This window comes from Pedobacter miscanthi (assembly GCF_003315595.1).
Lineage (GTDB): Bacteria > Bacteroidota > Bacteroidia > Sphingobacteriales > Sphingobacteriaceae > Pedobacter > Pedobacter miscanthi.
The window spans coordinates 41,599-58,973 of record NZ_QNQU01000019.1; the positions used below are offsets into that span (position 1 = coordinate 41,599).

Below are 17,375 nucleotides of genomic sequence, written 5' to 3' on the forward strand. Positions count from 1 at the left end.
AAGGCCTATGAGAGGTAATGATGTAGTGCCTAATCTGCCACTCAGGCCAAAAATGGCTGAGAAGTGAGATTTCCTAAAATATTAGTTAATTAATTTAACGATGGTTTTATGCCCTAAAAATGAAGAATTCTGATCCCCAAAACCTGTTGACTAAAGCTCCATTAAAAACTCGGTCAGGTTTTTATCATGGGGTACTTCGAGCTTTTTGCGCAGGCGGTACCTGCGGATTTCTACCCCCCTTAAAGTGATATTCAGCAACGACGACATTTCTTTACTGCTCATGTTCATCCGCAGGTAAGCACAAAGTTTTAAATCATTCGGAACAAGATCAGGATGCTGCGCCTTTAATTTTTTAAAGAAACTTTCGTGCGCTTCGTTAAAGCTGTTTTCGAAGAGGTGCCAATCACGCTCATCGTTCATGCCGTCATTAATTACTTTCTGGATTTTACGGGTCTGATCTTCCGAAAGTTTTTTTCCGTTTTCATCCTTGAGTTTCGAAATCTCATCGCTGAGTTTTTGGAGGAGCTCATTTTTATATACCAGTGTCATGGCCGAATTCGCAAGTTCCCTGTTTTTCGAAGCCAGTTCAGCTTGCAGCTTCTCTGTCTGGAGTTTAATAATGTGTTTTTCGTTTGTTTCGGCTTCCTGTTTTAATATTTCTTCCTGTTCTGCCTGTAAACGGTCGCTTATTTTCTGACTGTCCCTCTTCAGTTTTCTTTCATAAATTTTCTTCCCGAGGATCAATACCACCACAAACAGGGCAGTGTAAAACAGTAAAGCCCAGTTATTAAGGTACCAGGGCCGCAAAATGGTAAATGTATAAACGGTTTCTTCGCTCACCGTACTGTCGTCGGTTTTTGCCCTAACTTTAAAAACATAGGTTCCGGCACTTAAGTTGGTGAAATCTTTTTGCGTGGCGTAGCTCCAGTCAGACCATGTTTTGGAATATCCCTCTAAGTAAATCTGGTATTTAACTTTTGCCTGGCGGTAGTAGGGTAGTGCATAAGAAATGCGGATGTTGTTGCGGCTATTCTGGATTTCTGTAGCTTCTTCATCATTTCCGGTTTCGCTGATGAGTGAAAATTTATCGGTAATATCTTCCACACGCCTGATTAAAACAGAAGGTAGTTTCCTTTTTTCCTGATTAAGTTGTGCGGTAGAATTATAAATTACAAAACCATCATCAACGCTGATCAGGTAAATTGAATTGCTGATACGGCTGATGTTCTCATAATACTGAACCATCCGGCCATCTAAAATGCTGAACTGGTTCGAATCTATTTCTACTTTGCCAGGTTCGCTAAAGTTAACCAGGGCTGTTTTACCGTGATTGATAAACCAGTACTTTTTGCCACCAGCATTAATGATTTTGTTTGAAGACTGGAAAGACCCAAGTTCCTTATTCAACGCTTCGTATTTGGTAAATTTATCGCTTAACTCGTCGTATGTATAAAAACCTGCGTCGGAAGAAAAAACAATTTTATTCTCTAAATTGAAAATATTGATATTATAGTTGCCTGGTAAGCCATTTTTTTCGTCGAAATATTTAATACTGGTTACATTGGTGTAATTTGGACTTAAATTCAGTTTATATAATCCTTTATAAGCATGGGCTACCCAAATATCGCCCTTGTTATCTTGCTCTACGTACCTCGATGGTGCATCAAATCCTGAAATTTTTGTTTCGAACTTTAAACCCCGGGCGGGAGATTCGGTAAAAAGTGATAACCCGGTATAGGTGCCCTGAACCAGATAGTTGGGATTGGAATTTAACTTTCTGATTGTCCACCCACCCGAACTTCTCGATAACCACTCAATTTGATTGCCATTAATCTTAAAAGTACCACTATTATGCCCGCAGATTAATTCATTATCGATAATGGTTAACTCCCATACTTGTCCCTGCGAATTTGGGATCAGCCTAAAATTAAAAGGTACGAGATTATCCGGCGACCATTCGCTGTAAAACAGACCTTGATTGGTGCCCAGATAAATCTTATTATTAAAAATGATACTCGAATATACCGTACCAAACTGCCCCGTTTTATCGAAATAGAAATATAGGGGAGAGTTGAGTTCTATGCGGTCGATGCCGTTATCCAGCCCCGCCCAAAGATTTTGCTCATTATCCGCATATAAACTTAAAACCGTATTGTTCTGCAAACCACTCGATTTATTGATGCGTTGTACAACTCTTCCGGTTTCGTCGATAATGATCAGGCCATTTAGGATGGTGCCATAAGCAAAATATTTACCCAGCAAACTTACCCCGTTGTTAAGTTGATAGGTTTTGAGGTAACTATTGGCAGGGGTATTTAAAGGTGTGAAATCTTTCCCGTCGTAGGTAAATAATCCCTGTTTACTGGTTCCGATGATCAGGCCGGTGGTTTTATAGGGCAGGATAGAAAGAATCCCTTCCCGGCCTAGTTTTTCACTGTTCGGAATATGGACCAGTTTACTGCCTGTTAGTTCAAACAGCCCTTTTTCGAGTACTTCCACCAGGTATCTGTTATTTACCTTATGCAGGAATAAAAAAGAAGATGGCGATTTTACTACCTCAATTTTATTGTTTTGATAGATAAAAATCTTTGAAAATGACTGAAAGATCACCCGGTCTCTATCAATATAAATTTTCCAGACTTCATCATTTATTTTTATTCCTTTTGGAAGTAAGCTGGTAAGGGAGTTATAATTTAATTTATTGTTTTTAATAGCCCAGTAACCAAATTCGCCAAAACTACCGGTATAAATCTTTCCTTTATTATCAGTGGCCACAGCCCTTACAATCTGCCTGTTGGGCATCTGGTATTTCTGCCAGTAGCGGCCATCAAAAGTTAACAGACCTTCGGCATTACCAAAATACATTACGCCGTTTTTATCTTTAGCGATGCTCCAGTTCTGGTTACCGGATGAATAAACAGATTTTGGATAATTTTCTATGTAGGGTACGCCAATACTTTTAATATCAGCTGCATAGGTACCTATGGTAAAGCATAAAAGCAGTAGTACGAAACGGAAATAGTTTAGCATAAAATGGTTAGCGGGTAAAGCCATTATTACACAAAGTAAACGAAAAATTGTTTAAAATGGGCGAGTGGAGGTTCATGGTTAGAGAATCATGCGCCAAAAACTTTATAACTCCTATGAATTACCGTCATTTCGAGCGCAGCGCAGCCGAGAAATCTGTCTCGAGATAGATCTCTCCGCTCCGCTATGCTCCGGTCGAGATGACGGTCGATTTGATCGAGAGAATTTAGCTGTTGCAGGGAGGTTATCACAATTTGTGATAACCTCTTGCCATTCTGCTTTTGTGATTTGAAACATGAAATCTTCCGGAAAGCGGTCGATATTTCTGTTAACGGCCTGTTTTAGAATCCTGGTTTCTGTTTCATATAGTTCAGAAAGGTCAAAATCAAATAATACATTGAGCCCTCTGACATAATATATTTTACTTTTTAAAGTCTGTATTTCCATTATTAAGAGTGCGTTAAATTAATAATGGAATTTAAATTAATTTTTTAACTTTTCAAAGTCACTGGCTGCGGAACCTTCACATAGTACCCTGTGCCATCATAAGGACGTTTGCGCGGATTTGTTGTACATGCCGTTGAGCAACAACCCTGAAGTTCGTTACCGCAATCATCGCATTGGGTGATGTGCTCGTTACATTCCGGATTGGCACAGTTGATCATTTTTGGAGTGGTTTTACCACAGTTGTAGCAAACGGAAACCACAGTAGGGTTTACCTCATTCACGTCAACAGCAATACGGTTGTCGAAAACGTAACATTTACCTTCAAAATCCTTGCCGCCAGCTTCTTTTCCGTATTTTATAATGCCACCATGTAACTGGTATACATCGTTAAAACCATGATGCAACAATAGGGCAGATGCCTTTTCGCATTTAATGCCGCCGGTGCAGTAAGTTAATATTTTCTTGTCTTTATATTGGGCGAGCTGATTGATCTGGTCAGGGAAATCGCGGAAATTCTCAATATCTAACGTTACTGCGTTCTTAAATTTACCAAGGTTATGCTCATAATTAGAACGCACATCGAGGATAATTACATCCTCATCATCTTTCATTTTCATGAAATCGACTGGCTCTAAATGTTTGCCGGTTTGTTTGTTCGGGTCGATAATCGAAGTATCCCTTAAACCCGAATGTACAATCTCCGATTTATAGCGGCAGTGCATTTTTAAGAACGAAAGTTCTTCAACATTGTCGATTTTAAATTCGGTTTTGGCAAACCTTTCGTCAGCATGTATTGCTTTCATGTAAGCTTCGCAGGCTTCGGCTGTTCCGGAAACGGTACCATTTAAACCTTCGTCGGCAACGATAATGCGGCCAACTAAACCTAACGATTTACAAAATTTAAGGTGATCGGCAGCAAATTGCTCTGCCTCTGCTATGTAACTATAGCAATAGTAAAGTAGTGTTTGATATTTTTCCATAACGCTGTTGATACCGTTGCAAACGGCGTTTAAAGCGGGGCAAAGATAGGGGAATTATGTAAGATGTAAAAATGTAAAATGGATTATGTGCTTTCCATCATCCATTTTCCATCAAACATCATCCATCCTAAAAGCCATACGAAATCCTAAACCCTTGCGTCAACTTACGTCCGCCATCATAGGCAAAACCATAACTGGCGCGTAATACCAGACGTTGAATGCCGAAGTAGAATTCTTTGTAATTTCTTTTTTCAGGAGAAGATAAATAACCCCCACCGATAAACTCTTCAAGTTTTGCTTTTCGCAATAATGGAACTTTATTCATAAAGAAACCTGCAAAATTATGCTCTAAATGGGCTTCGAAATATTGCTGATTGGTACTGAACTGATAAAAATCCAGGTATTGAAACTTCCTGAGGTTAGGAGGGAAGATGGTAGAGATGTTACCGGCGAAATGTTTAAAATCAGGATAATACATGCTCTTGTTATTCAGGAATTTGCCCACACCTGCCAAAAATGAAGTATAACCCCACAAGCCAAGCCCGATTCTGTCTTGCGAAACCTCCAGCTTTACAAAATCGTAATCCACATCACTGTTCAATACACCATTGAAACCCTTTTTATACAATATTGTCATTTTAGGGAACTTCGATTCGGTATAAAACTTGCCATCCGGACGGGTAATGTATTTCTGTCCGAAAGTATAAGTTAAACTTGCCGTTGCACTAAAAGCATTATAAGTTGGGAAAAGTGCTATGTCTTCTGTTGGGCTAAAAGGATTGTTCGAAGTAAATTCCCGGTCTTTCGCATCTATAAATTTAAATGTTGAGTTATTGCTAAGTGTTTTATTCCTGCTGTAATCTACAGCCACACTTCCCTGTAGTCCTGATGCCAGCTCGCGGGTGGTATTAACATTGATGAAACTTTTTTCGTAAAACTTGGCAAAGTTCTTTTCGTAAAATAAGGAGTTGATGGAGTTACCCAGCTGCGTCATAGAGCCCAGGTTATTCAGGTCGAATATCCCGTTTCCGAAGGATGCACTTACGCTGGCACGTTTAAGCGGGTTGTAAAAATAACTTCCGCTTAAACTTCCGGTAAGCTTCTGGTTGGCAAAGCCATACCTTAATTCAGGGCGTATCGAATAAGATTTTCTGTTCTCAAACACTTTTCTATAGGTAACACCGTATTTAACTGCAAAACCCTCAACAGTATTGTAAAATATAGATTTAAGCACCGGATCGAACGACCAGTATTCTTTATCGTAACGGTCGTTAATACTATAACCATGTAACAGCAGCTTTACTATCCCGAACTTATTATTGTCTTTTTCCAGTGAATCGAGGTATTTTTTCGACTCTTTTAACTTGGCAACACTATCTTTTTTAACATAATTGATTTTTTCGTCCTCAGTTAAAGGGATAGGCCTGTTGTTTTTCCAGTAAACAGAGTCTTTTTTGTTCACCATTTCGGTAACTTTTAAAATCTCGCCACTGAAAAAGTTTTTCGGGAATTTAGGATCCAGGTTGTAATTACTGTAAATACCCACAAAATAACCGGCAATTTTAAATCCCAGTACATTGCCTGCAAATTGAAAATTAATGGCGGTAGGCATGTAAACATCATTAACCCGGGTAAACTGCTGGCTAATGTTTAGGGTATCGATAAAGTTAATGCCCGCATTTTTGGTCAGGTAAACATCAGTATTGTAAATTCTCCAGCTATCATCAACAATATAAATAATTCCCCTAAAAACCGGATCGTTTTCACGGCGTGGGATCACCTCTATCTTGTGGATGATTTCGCCATTTTCTTTACTTTCACCCAATAATTTATACTTATAATAAAAAAGAGCATTATCTGCAATTGGCGAAATAAATCCCCTGGCGCTTAATTTGTTCTCGAGTAGGTAATTGTCGTAAAAATTAATGATCAGGTCTGATGCCTTATTAAAACTAAAGGCGTTGTTCCTGCCGGCAACTTTAGATGAGATCATTTCCTCATGTACATCATTCGGCCGTCTGAAATTAAATTTGCTTTGCGATTCCGACAGGTAAATAATGCCTTTGCGGTTGGTATCAAGCTCTAAAACTTTCTGTATATCCTGTCCGAAAAACTTTTTAGGTGCACCTTTTAACCGTTGAACACCTTTGATGTAAACATCACAACTAAATGCTTTCACTTCATTTAAATGTGTTTTTCGTTCCTTAATGGCTTTGCGGATAATGCCGTAAGCCGGATCTTCGGCATTGCCCTTGATATTTACACCCTCCAGCGTATAACTCTCTGGTGATAGCGTTACATTTAGCGAAATATCACCAGTTAAATTTACAATATGCTCCTGTTGTTTGTAACCAACAGCCCTGAAACTTAAAGTATGTTCCCCGTTTTTTAGCTTTACCGAATATTTCCCGTCAACATTGGCAGAAGTTCCTGTAGTGGTATTCTTTAAGTAAACCGATGCAAAAGGAACTGGCTGTCCGTTGGTATCCTTAACAATCCCTGTAACGGTAAAATGCTGGGCGAATACAAAGTTGGTGAGGCCGCAAAAAAATAGGAGTGCGCAAATTCTTGTCATAGTTGGATTAGTATGCCCTAAATATCGAATATCTTTTTACACTATACACATAGCGGCATGTTAAAGTTTGTTAAGATCGAAAAAAAATAGTAACGGCTACAATTTTAAGCCAATAATCGAGGTCTGGTTCAGGATAACCTGCCGGTCAAACGTTTGTCTGTAAAATATATCACGAAAATTGCGTTTTTAGGTCTGAAAAGACTTTTTTTTATAACTTTGGACGTAAATTCAACCATATTAAAAGGCCATGTACAAAACATTACAACCGGTTCTTCAAAAAGAACTTGAAGAAATCGAAAACGCTGGATTATTTAAACGCGAAAGGATTATTATTACGCCTCAGGGTGCCGACATTAAAGTAAGCGGTGGTGCTGAGGTAATCAATTTCTGCGCAAATAATTATTTAGGACTTTCTTCTCACCCTAAAGTGATAGAAGCGGCTAAAAAAGCGATAGACGATCATGGCTATGGAATGTCGTCAGTGCGCTTTATCTGCGGAACACAGGATGTACACAAAGAACTGGAGGCAAAAATCTCTAAATTTTTAGGTACTGAAGATACCATTTTATATGCAGCTGCATTTGATGCAAACGGAGGCGTTTTCGAGCCTTTGTTTAATGCAGAAGATGCCATTATATCCGACGAATTGAACCATGCTTCTATTATCGATGGCGTGCGCTTGTGTAAAGCACAGCGTTTCCGTTATAAAAATGCAGATATGGAAGACCTGGAAAAACAATTGATCGCTGCTAAAGATTGCCGTCACCGTATTATCGTTACCGATGGTGCATTCTCTATGGACGGATCTGTTGCCCCATTGGATAAAATTGCCGATCTGGCCGATAAATATGAAGCATTGATCATGATCGACGAATCGCACTGTACAGGCTTTATCGGTAAAAACGGACGTGGTACGCACGAACATTTTAATGTAATGGATCGTATCGATATCATTACAGGTACTTTAGGTAAAGCTTTGGGCGGTGCATCAGGCGGTTTCACTTCGGGTAAAAAAGAAATTATCGATATGTTGCGTCAGCGTTCACGCCCTTATCTGTTTTCTAACACCCTGGCGCCTGCGATTGCGGGTGCATCAATTGCCGTGCTGGATATGTTGAGCGAAACCACTTCTTTAAGAGATAAACTGGAAAGTAATACCAAATATTTCCGCGAGAAGATGACAGAAGCCGGATTCGATATTAAACCTGGTTTCCACCCGATTGTTCCGGTAATGTTGTACGATGCAAAAATAGCACAACAATTTGCCGCTAAAATGCTCGAAGAAGGTATTTATGTAATCGGATTCTTTTATCCGGTGGTACCACAAGGCAAAGCCAGGATCCGTGTACAATTATCGGCCGGACATGAGCAGCACCATTTAGATAAAGCCATTGCTGCATTTACCAAAGTGGGTAAAGAATTAGGCGTAATTTAAAACTTATAGATCTATTATAATTACAAAGGCCGCTTTAAGCGGCTTTTGTTGTTTATGGGTTCATTTTCTTTTATAATGATATTGTAAACAGATTATTTGAACCCGTTAAGCTTAAAATTATTAGATAATTTGCCGTATATTTGAAGCCATGTTACAGGACAAAATAACACAATATACCGATAAAATTAATGCTTTCGTAACCGAAAAGGCCGACGAATTAGAGCAGTTCCGTATTAAATATTTAGGAAGCAAGGGCATCATCAAAGAAATTTTCGACGAGTTCAAATCTGTTTCTGTTGAAGAAAAAAGATCGTTGGGTAAGGTTTTGAATGAATTTAAGCAACTTGCCGAATCAAAATACCAGACTTTAAAAGAATCTACCGAAAGTGTTGATGCCAAAAGTGAAAATTCGCAACAGGATTTAACTTTACCCGGTGAAGGTTTTGAAATCGGTTCGCGCCATCCTTTAGCTTTGGTGCGCAGGGAAATTGTGGAGATTTTTGCCAAACTTGGTTTTACCGTGGCAGAAGGTCCTGAAATTGAAGACGACTGGCATAACTTCTCTGCATTAAACTTCCCTGAAGAGCATCCGGCCAGGGATATGCAGGATACCTTCTTTATTAAAAAAGGTGGCGAAAAAGGCGATATCGCTTTGCGTACACATACCTCATCGGTACAGGTACGTATGATGGAGCAGGGACAACCGCCATTCAGAGCAATTATGCCGGGCCGTGTTTACCGTAATGAAGCCATTTCGGCAAGGGCACACTGCTTTTTCCATCAGGTAGAAGGTTTATATGTAGATGAAAATGTTTCATTTGCAGATTTAAAGCAAACTTTGTTTTATTTCGTTCAGGAATTGTACGGAGAAGGTACCAAAGTGCGTTTCCGTCCGTCATATTTCCCTTTTACAGAACCGTCTGCAGAAATGGATATTTCTTGTACCATTTGTAAAGGATCTGGTTGCCAGTTTTGTAAATACAGCGGCTGGGTAGAAATTCTGGGTTGCGGTATGGTTGATCCTAACGTTTTGGAAAACTGTGGTATCGATTCGAAAAAATACAGTGGTTTCGCTTTCGGAATGGGTATTGAACGTATTGCCAACCTAAAATATGTAATTAAAGATTTGCGTTTATTCTCTGAGAATGATGCACGTTTCTTAAAGCAGTTTAAATCGGCCTTAATTTAATGATGAAATATCTATACAGCATATTATTTGTTCTGATATTAACTACCGGTTGTGGTAAGGAGGACGGTTACATTCCGGATGTACCCGTGAATTATAATGTTACCTTAACGGAGTTTAGTTTAAAAGCAGTAAATAATGTGCTGGTAGTTGCAAACAACGGCGTTGGTGGCTTGTTAATTGTTAAAACACCACTTGGTACTTATGTAGCTTTCGATCGTTGCAGTACCGTAAATCCCGAGAAAATATGCAAAGTTGCCCCTGATGATAGTGGTGTAACCGCAACAGATCCCTGCTCTGGTGCAAAATTTTCGTTGCTGGATGGAAGTCCGCAAAAAGCACCTGCCGAAAAAAGCTTAAAAGCATACAATATATCGTTGCAGGGCAACACACTTTTACACGTAACCAATTAGAATGGAAGCTGAAAAAATAAAAGAAACAGTAAAAAAGGCTGCCAAAGAATTATTTAGAAAATATGGTTATCATAAAACCAGTGTAAACGAAATTGCAAAAAAGGCACGCATCGCCAAAGCAACTATTTATAAATATTTTGAAAGTAAAGAGCAGGTATTAGATAGTATCCTAATGGATTATCTTGATCAGAACCTGCACGAAATTCTGCATAATAAAGTTAGCTACGCATCAGAAGAAGAGCATTTAAAAGCACTTGTAATGAAAACCAGCCGTTTATCTTTTACGGCCTGTAACGAGTTTATCGGCTGGGATTTTGTGCGCGAAAATGCAAACTCACAGGAGTTCTTAAAACATCTGTCAGATCAGCTTGAGGCCTTATTATTAGCGGCTTACCTGCAGTTGGATAACTTTAAAAATAACCCTGCCCGAAGGGAAGGATTGGCTTTTCTGCTAAAAGCAAGTAAAAGCATCGTATTTTCCTTCGCATTTACATCCGTAAGCGATTCGGATGTGCGCAAAAACTTTGTAAGTTTCCAGAAAGAGATATTGCCATTTTTGGTGAAAGCGGCGCTTTAAATATAAAATTCGTCACCCTGAATTTATTTCAGGGTCTTTCTTCGCTATTTGTCATCTAATCTCTGGTCTTAGCGTCTCGCTAAGACCGAAAATAAACTTGTTAGCTAGTCGTAGCGCGACGCTACGACTAGAATTAGATTTAGCTTCGCTGAGCACTTACTTTATCCTAGGTGGCGTCGCACTCCGCTCGAAATGACGGTTATCAGTCTTGTGCATCTGTGGTTAATTAACCCTCGTTACTGATTATAATACTCCTTCATCTTAAACTTCTGCACGGTTCTCTTCATTTTACCGTCAACCAGTTTTTGGGTAATTACCGTAACGTAATCGGCAATGCTCGAATCTTCAATTACCGACGAATCTTCATATAATGCATTCTTATTGCCGTATTTGTAATTGATCGTCTTATCAAAGCAACATCCGTCTTTTTGATGGATAGAAACTTGCTTAAGTTTTTTATCTACATCAAACATGCCGAGATTTTGGCTGGCCAATTTAGTTAGTTCATTATTTAAGGTAAACTTGTTTTCGGCTGCGGCCACGTATATATCGTACGACGGACTCATGTAGCTGCCTTTATTGCCATTTCTGATTGCGATATCTTCTATCCCGTCGAAATTAAAATCGCCGAAAATTAATGGTGTCTGGTATTTCCCGAGTTCAAGCCATCCCAATTTCGCATCCTGTGTTTCGGTTAAGCCAAATTCAAGGTCATCCGAATGGAAAGTGTCAATCTCGCGGTCTGTGGCTTTATCGTAAAGTATAATGGTTGCTTTTCCATCACAGCTGCCACTTTCGCATTTATCAACAATAATTTTGGCCTTGTATTGATCGGAACTGTTATTGGCGAGGAATTTAAACTGTGCTTTCGCGGTATTGGCAATCAATAAAATACTGCAAAAGATGATCAAATTTTTCATTGAATATTTTTCGGTAAAATTACGTCATTATCAAACCGCAAAAAGTTAAAAAAGGTTAACGTTTCCTTTTACGCGTTTGGATATAGCTTTTTACTGCAGATTTTGTGGTTAGCCAATCCCTGCCTTCTTTGTAGGCATCTATTTTGCCCTGCCTTGCCAGTAAACTTACGTACTCTTGCCCATAAGGAACATCAGGCTCCGAAACGATATGCGAAATGGGTTCGTAATCGCCGTAAGTGCTATTGGGTAATGCATGAAGATAGATATTTAAAGAGCGCTCTACCGCCTGCAGCATAAGCAGGCAGAGCTTATGGTATTTGCCCTTATTGGCCTGATTAAGTGCCTCATAATATTTTTTTCTGTCGTTTTTGAGAATGATAGCGGGAGGGAAGCCCCTGCGCATGAGTAAAAGATTCATGGCAAGCCTTACCGTGCGGCCGTTTCCATCGAAAAAAGGATGTATCCATACCAGTTTATGGTGAAAAATGGTAGATAATACAATATCATTTAACCCCAACGGGTTATCATTTACAAATGTGATCAGTTGATCCAGCAGATCGGAAACCTTATTGGCATTGGGTGGTGTGGAATTTGCACCAACAATACGCACACCACCGTTTCTTAAACGGCCGGCATAATCATCTTCTATGCTACGCAAAACCAAGCCATGTAATGATAAAATGTCGATGCTCCTTAGCGTATATTTATGATTTACCAGGGTGTAAAGGTAATCGATTGCTTTTTCGTGATTAAAGGCTTCGAAGTGTTCCCTTAAAGATTTGCCTTTAACAGTAATGCCCTCCTGTAAAACCATCTGGGTTTCTTTCAGGCTTAGGGTGTTTCCTTCTATGCTGTTGGAGTTGTACGTCCACTCAAGGGTAAGATCTTCTTTGATGCGGTGAAGGGCACTATTAGGCAAGGGCCTCGAGTTTTCCAACTTGGTCTTTTTATCGTACAACCTGCCTATTTGTTGTTGTAGCTCTTCTAAATCGCTTAAATCAAAATCCCACATACCCAAATGTACCAATTATCGGTTGGATATAAAAATACTATTATCCGATATTAAAATTTTCCACAAAAAAAAAAGATAACCAGAAGGTTATCTTTTTAAGTTCTTTTTATGATGTTGGTTATTCCCACTTAAATACCTTCACGGCTACGGCATAAATACCGATTCCCCATAATAAAAGGATCATAATCTGGAATTTAACATCCCATAAACCCATACCTTCGAAAGCGACCTTACGCATGGCATCGTTTAAATAGGTAAGGGGTAAAGCCCTGCTGATGGGCTGTAACCAGCTTGGAAAGGCTTCTATTGAAAAGAATGTGCCTGATAGTAAAAACTGTGGTAAAGTAACAATGTTGGATATTGGTGGTACCATACTTTCGTTTTTGGCAATGCCCGAAATGATAAAACCAAAACCCATAAAAACAATAATACCCATTGTAGCCAATATGAGCATATTGACGACCGTGGCTGCCCCGTGCACGAGTGTAAAGCCAAAAAAGAAGTGACCGATTAAAATGATAAATAAAGCGCCTATTAAAGCAAAGCCAATACGTGCAATACCTTCGCCTATTACAATGCTCGAACGCCTTACCGGTGTAGCGAAAAAGCGTTTAATCACCAAAGTTTGGCGGAGACTTAAAAATACGAAAGCTGTTCCGAAAACGCCTGTGCTCAAAAGGGAGAAACCCAGCTGTCCGGGTAGGATAAAATCAATGGTTTTATATTCGCGACCGGTTATGGTGCTTTCTTTTATCTCTGCAACCGTTGGTTTTAGTGTTTTATCGTAAAAGACATTGTTTAACACCGATTTTAAAATGCCACCTTTATCACGCGATGCTGATGTATAGACCACATTAACTGAATAAGCTGCTGAATTTACTTTCCTGTGTACATCGATCATGGCATCTACATTACCTTTTTCGAGTAGTTTATCAAAATCGGCTTTTGATTTATCCTTAATCAAGCGGATCATACCTGTTTTTTCAAGCATGCCCATTACCGGGTTGTTTACATCAGAGCCTGGTGTTACCCCAACATCGATATGTGTTCCGCCGCCACCCAAAAAGCCAAAAACGAGGATAAATATCAAAGGGAAAGCAAGGGTAAATACCACAGCCGAAGGGCTCCGCATAATGGACCGGAAACTCGCTTTGGCAAGGGCCAGGGTTGCTTTAATGTTATTGTATTTTTTCATTTACTATTGATTAATAGTTGCACTATTTTATGTTTTTAAACCCGATTGCAGTGTAAATCCTTTTTGCTTAATATAGTTTAATTGCGAAGGATAACGTTTGCAAAAAGATTGTAACGAAAAGCGGGGCCAACATTAATTGGAATACTGTGCTTGCTTTTCAAAAGAGCTTGAAATTTTATTCGCGCCACTCTTGCCCTGTTAGGTTGATGAAAACATCTTCCAGGTTGGCTTTTTTAACTTCTTTTTTACGCTCGAAACCACTGCTTACCAATTTATCAATCAGGTTATCTGGCGTGTCCAGAGCGATAATCTGTCCACGCTCTACAAAAGCAACGCGATCACAGAGCTGTTCGGCTTCATCCATATAGTGGGTGGTAATTACCACTGTTGTGCCTGCATCGCGGATTTCGGTAATCAGGTCCCAGAGATTTCTGCGGGCCTGCGGATCTAAACCTGTTGTAGGCTCATCAAGGAAAATAATTTTGGGCTGGTTAATCAGGGTGGTGGCGATTGAGAAACGTTGTTTCTGTCCACCCGAAAGTGCTTTATATTTGGCTTTGGCTTTATCCTGGAGGTTTACTTTCTCCAGGATTTCCATTGGTTTAATGTTGGCGCCATATAAACCTGCAAAAAGTTCGATCAACTCTACCAGGTTAAGGTTTGGGTAATAACCAGCGGCCTGTAACTGCACTCCGATAATCTGCTTAATGCTGTGCGCCTGTTTATCAACCGAAAAGCCATCAACAATAATTTCGCCTGATGTTTTATCCCTTAAGGTTTCGATAATTTCGAGTGTAGTGGTTTTTCCGGCACCATTGGGACCAAGCAGACCAAAAATCTCGTTCTCGTAAACTTCGAAACTAAGGCCCTGAACGGCCACAAAATCATCGTACTTTTTTACCAGGTTATTTACGCTGATAATGGCTTTTTTTGTTTCCATATTGCGAATGTAAGGAGCTTTAATGAATTGAAAATGAATTATGGCTGAGATTATCCAAAAAGTCGGTAAAATGATGTTTTAAGCAGGTGAAAACTGGTTAAAAAAGAAATCTGCGGATTGTTGGCCTGTTTTGCCTCAAATCCGCAGATCTATTTTGTTGATTAGTTTATTGGGTTAACTGGTTAATCGTTTAAATTGGTTAACTGTTCTGCCCCGCAAAACTCCTAACTTCGTCACTGGTCATTAGTTTTTAACCTTTAGTCTTTAATCCTAAACCTTCCGCCTTCCAGCCATCTGCCTACCTTTGGTCTTTAGTCTTTAAGCTTTGGTCTTTTAAGGCCTACCAAACTAACTCGCCTTTCATTACCTCAACAAAATCGTCGAATAAGTAACGCGAATCGTGTGGACCTGGAGAAGATTCAGGGTGGTATTGAACCGAAAATGCTTTTTTACCTTTAACACGGATACCTTCGATTGATTTATCGTTAAGGTTAACGTGTGTAATCTCTACTTTATCAGAGTTTCTAACTTCATCAGGAATAACCCCGAAGCCGTGGTTCTGTGAAGTAACTTCGCAGTGGTTTTTGATGATGTTTTTAACCGGGTGGTTTAATCCACGGTGACCGTTAAACATTTTCATGGTACCGATACCGTTTGCTTCGGCCAATAACTGGTGTCCTAAACAAATACCGAACAATGGTTTATCTTCTGCTAAAATATCTTTAATGGTTTCTACAGCATAAGGCATTACCGATGGATCGCCAGGACCGTTTGAAATAAAATAACCATCAGGACTGAATTTTTCCATTTCGGCAAAAGTAGTTTTAGCCGGGAAAACCTGCACGTAGATATCGCGGTTTTCGAAACTGCGCAAAATGTTTTTCTTAATGCCTAAATCTAAAGCAGCAACTTTTAAACTTGCTTCAGGATTACCATAAAAATAAGGTTCTGTTGTACTTACTTTTGACGAAAGTTCTAAGCCTTCCATTGAAGGTACTTCGGCCAGTTTTTGCTTTAATTCTTCTAGATCGGTAATTTCAGAAGAAATAATGGCATTCATGGCGCCTTTATCCCTGATGTGGCGTACCAAAGCGCGGGTATCGATATCAGAAATGGCAACTAAATTATCGTTCTGGAAATAATCCTGGATCGATTCTGTTGCTTCTTTACGGCTATAAACGATGTTGTAATTTTTGCAGACTAAACCAGCGATTTTGATCGAACCTGATTCGATTTCATCTTTGTGGATACCATAATTACCAATATGTGCATTGGTGGTAACCATTATCTGTCCAAAATAACTTGGATCGGTAAAAATTTCCTGGTAACCTGTCATCCCGGTATTAAAACAAATTTCGCCGGTAGTGGTGCCAATCTTTCCGGCCGCTTTGCCGTAAAAAACTGTGCCATCGGCCAGTAATAAAATCGCAGGTAACTTGGTGTAGTTAGTCATGGTAATTACAATATGGATTTTGATTTAAAAAAGAGTTGAAAAAAGAATGGCTTTCGGCATTAAAGCCGTATTTGCAGGGTGCAAAAAAAGATGAATATATCCCTTCCATTTCGGGGTACAAAGATAGGGATTTAGATTCGAAATATAAAGAGAAAAATGAAATAAGGTTGAGCAGAAAGACTAAAGCTAAAAGCAGAAAGACCAAAGCCGAAAGCAACGAAACCCCGTTTATATAAAAAATGATTTTAGTCTGAGATTGCTTTGGTCTTTTACCTTTGGTCTTTCGGCTTAATTAAAGAAAAAACAATACTTTTGGCAACACAAAACAAATCCCATGTCGGTACATAAAGAAATCAAACGTGTTACCACGCATATTTTACAGGAAATGAAAGAGCGTGGGGAAAAAATATCGATGCTAACAGCTTACGACTATTCTATGGCAACCATTTTGGATGATGCTGGTTTAGACGTTTTATTGGTAGGCGATTCTGCTTCAAATGTAATGGCTGGTCACGAAACGACTTTGCCTATCACCCTTGATCAGATGATTTACCATGCTGCTTCAGTAATCAGGGCAGTTAAACGTGCTTTTGTGGTGGTCGATCTGCCTTTTGGTTCTTACCAGGGAAACTCGAAAGAAGCTTTAAACTCTGCCATCAGGATCATGAAAGAATCGGGTGCACATGGTGTTAAACTAGAAGGTGGTGAAGAGATTATCGAATCCGTTCAGCGCATTATAACTGCTGGTATCCCTGTTATGGGACATTTGGGATTAACCCCTCAATCGATATATAAATTCGGAACCTATACCGTTCGTGCGAAAGAAGAAGAAGAAGCCAATAAGTTAAAAACCGATGTTTTGGCTTTACAGGCTGCAGGTTGTTTTGCCATTGTTTTAGAGAAAATCCCGGCTGCTTTAGGTAAAGAAGTTACTGAAAGTTTAAATATTCCAACCATTGGTATTGGTGCAGGGCAGCACTGCGACGGACAGGTTTTGGTGGTAAATGATATGATCGGTTTAACCAAAGGATTTAAACCCCGTTTTTTACGACAGTACATTAACCTTTACGACGAAATTTTAGGTGCGGCACAATCTTACATCCGCGATGTGAAGGGAAATGATTTCCCGAATGAAAAAGAACAGTATTAAGAGTCCGGAGTCTTGAGTCTAAAGTCCTAAGTCGAATGACCAATCAACAAATGACTAATGACCAG

15 protein-coding genes are annotated in these 17,375 nt (G+C 39.4%); 6 read left to right on the forward strand and 9 right to left on the reverse strand.

Annotated features, from left to right (window positions below; translation table 11 throughout):
* Positions 1–150: 150 nt before the first annotated feature.
* From DRW42_RS19960 to DRW42_RS19975, 4 genes are all read right to left on the reverse strand, one after another.
* The gene (locus DRW42_RS19960) at positions 151–3,030 is read right to left on the reverse strand and encodes a ligand-binding sensor domain-containing protein (protein WP_113950676.1); all 2,880 of its coding nucleotides are present in this window, start codon (positions 3,028–3,030) and stop codon (positions 151–153) included.
* 111 nt (positions 3,031–3,141) lie between these two features.
* Positions 3,142–3,474 carry an ORF6N domain-containing protein gene (locus tag DRW42_RS19965; protein WP_113950601.1) on the reverse strand — a complete coding sequence of 111 codons (333 nt, stop codon included), beginning with the start codon at positions 3,472–3,474 and terminating at the stop codon, positions 3,142–3,144.
* Positions 3,475–3,518: 44 nt separating this feature from the next.
* On the reverse strand, positions 3,519–4,454 hold the full coding sequence (gene trhO / locus DRW42_RS19970; RefSeq protein ID WP_113950602.1) for an oxygen-dependent tRNA uridine(34) hydroxylase TrhO: 936 nt from the start codon (positions 4,452–4,454) through the stop codon (positions 3,519–3,521).
* Positions 4,455–4,581: 127 nt separating this feature from the next.
* Positions 4,582–7,029 carry a DUF5686 and carboxypeptidase regulatory-like domain-containing protein gene (locus tag DRW42_RS19975; protein WP_113950603.1) on the reverse strand — a complete coding sequence of 816 codons (2,448 nt, stop codon included), beginning with the start codon at positions 7,027–7,029 and terminating at the stop codon, positions 4,582–4,584.
* A gap of 247 nt (positions 7,030–7,276) precedes the next feature.
* Here DRW42_RS19975 and kbl point away from each other — a divergent pair, with 247 nt between their 5' ends.
* From kbl to DRW42_RS19995, 4 genes are all read left to right on the forward strand, one after another.
* Complete coding sequence (gene kbl, locus DRW42_RS19980; protein WP_113950604.1) at positions 7,277–8,464, forward strand: glycine C-acetyltransferase; 1,188 nt, start codon at positions 7,277–7,279, stop codon at positions 8,462–8,464.
* A 148-nt stretch (positions 8,465–8,612) separates the two neighbouring features.
* Positions 8,613–9,653, forward strand: a complete 1,041-nt coding sequence (gene pheS / locus DRW42_RS19985) for a phenylalanine--tRNA ligase subunit alpha (protein ID WP_113950605.1) — start codon at positions 8,613–8,615, stop codon at positions 9,651–9,653.
* Complete coding sequence (locus tag DRW42_RS19990) at positions 9,653–10,063, forward strand: Rieske (2Fe-2S) protein (protein ID WP_113950606.1); 411 nt, start codon at positions 9,653–9,655, stop codon at positions 10,061–10,063. The genes pheS and DRW42_RS19990 overlap by 1 nt, the downstream gene beginning before the upstream one ends.
* Position 10,064: 1 nt before the next feature.
* A complete protein-coding gene (locus tag DRW42_RS19995; RefSeq protein WP_113950607.1) occupies positions 10,065–10,640 on the forward strand; it encodes a TetR/AcrR family transcriptional regulator in 576 nt (191 codons plus the stop codon).
* A gap of 236 nt (positions 10,641–10,876) precedes the next feature.
* Here DRW42_RS19995 and DRW42_RS20000 read toward each other — a convergent pair whose 3' ends face one another.
* The 5 genes from DRW42_RS20000 to carA all read right to left on the reverse strand — a co-directional run bounded on the left by DRW42_RS20000 (position 10,877) and on the right by carA (position 16,160).
* Entirely contained in the window at positions 10,877–11,560 is a 684-nt protein-coding gene (locus tag DRW42_RS20000) for an XAC2610-related protein (protein WP_113950608.1), read from the reverse strand.
* Positions 11,561–11,615: 55 nt separating this feature from the next.
* Entirely contained in the window at positions 11,616–12,572 is a 957-nt protein-coding gene (locus tag DRW42_RS20005; RefSeq protein ID WP_113950609.1) for a Fic family protein, read from the reverse strand.
* A gap of 118 nt (positions 12,573–12,690) precedes the next feature.
* Positions 12,691–13,767 carry an ABC transporter permease gene (locus DRW42_RS20010; RefSeq protein ID WP_113950610.1) on the reverse strand — a complete coding sequence of 359 codons (1,077 nt, stop codon included), beginning with the start codon at positions 13,765–13,767 and terminating at the stop codon, positions 12,691–12,693.
* A 175-nt stretch (positions 13,768–13,942) separates the two neighbouring features.
* A complete protein-coding gene (locus DRW42_RS20015; protein WP_113950611.1) occupies positions 13,943–14,707 on the reverse strand; it encodes an ABC transporter ATP-binding protein in 765 nt (254 codons plus the stop codon).
* 340 nt (positions 14,708–15,047) lie between these two features.
* A complete protein-coding gene (gene carA, locus DRW42_RS20020; RefSeq protein WP_113950612.1) occupies positions 15,048–16,160 on the reverse strand; it encodes a glutamine-hydrolyzing carbamoyl-phosphate synthase small subunit in 1,113 nt (370 codons plus the stop codon).
* A 35-nt stretch (positions 16,161–16,195) separates the two neighbouring features.
* Here carA and DRW42_RS20025 point away from each other — a divergent pair, with 35 nt between their 5' ends.
* Both DRW42_RS20025 and panB read left to right on the forward strand, forming a co-directional pair.
* Positions 16,196–16,396: a hypothetical protein gene (locus DRW42_RS20025; protein ID WP_113950613.1), complete on the forward strand. Its 201-nt coding sequence runs from the start codon at positions 16,196–16,198 to the stop codon at positions 16,394–16,396.
* A gap of 98 nt (positions 16,397–16,494) precedes the next feature.
* The gene (gene panB / locus DRW42_RS20030; protein ID WP_113950614.1) at positions 16,495–17,310 is read left to right on the forward strand and encodes a 3-methyl-2-oxobutanoate hydroxymethyltransferase; all 816 of its coding nucleotides are present in this window, start codon (positions 16,495–16,497) and stop codon (positions 17,308–17,310) included.
* Positions 17,311–17,375: the final 65 nt, after the last annotated feature.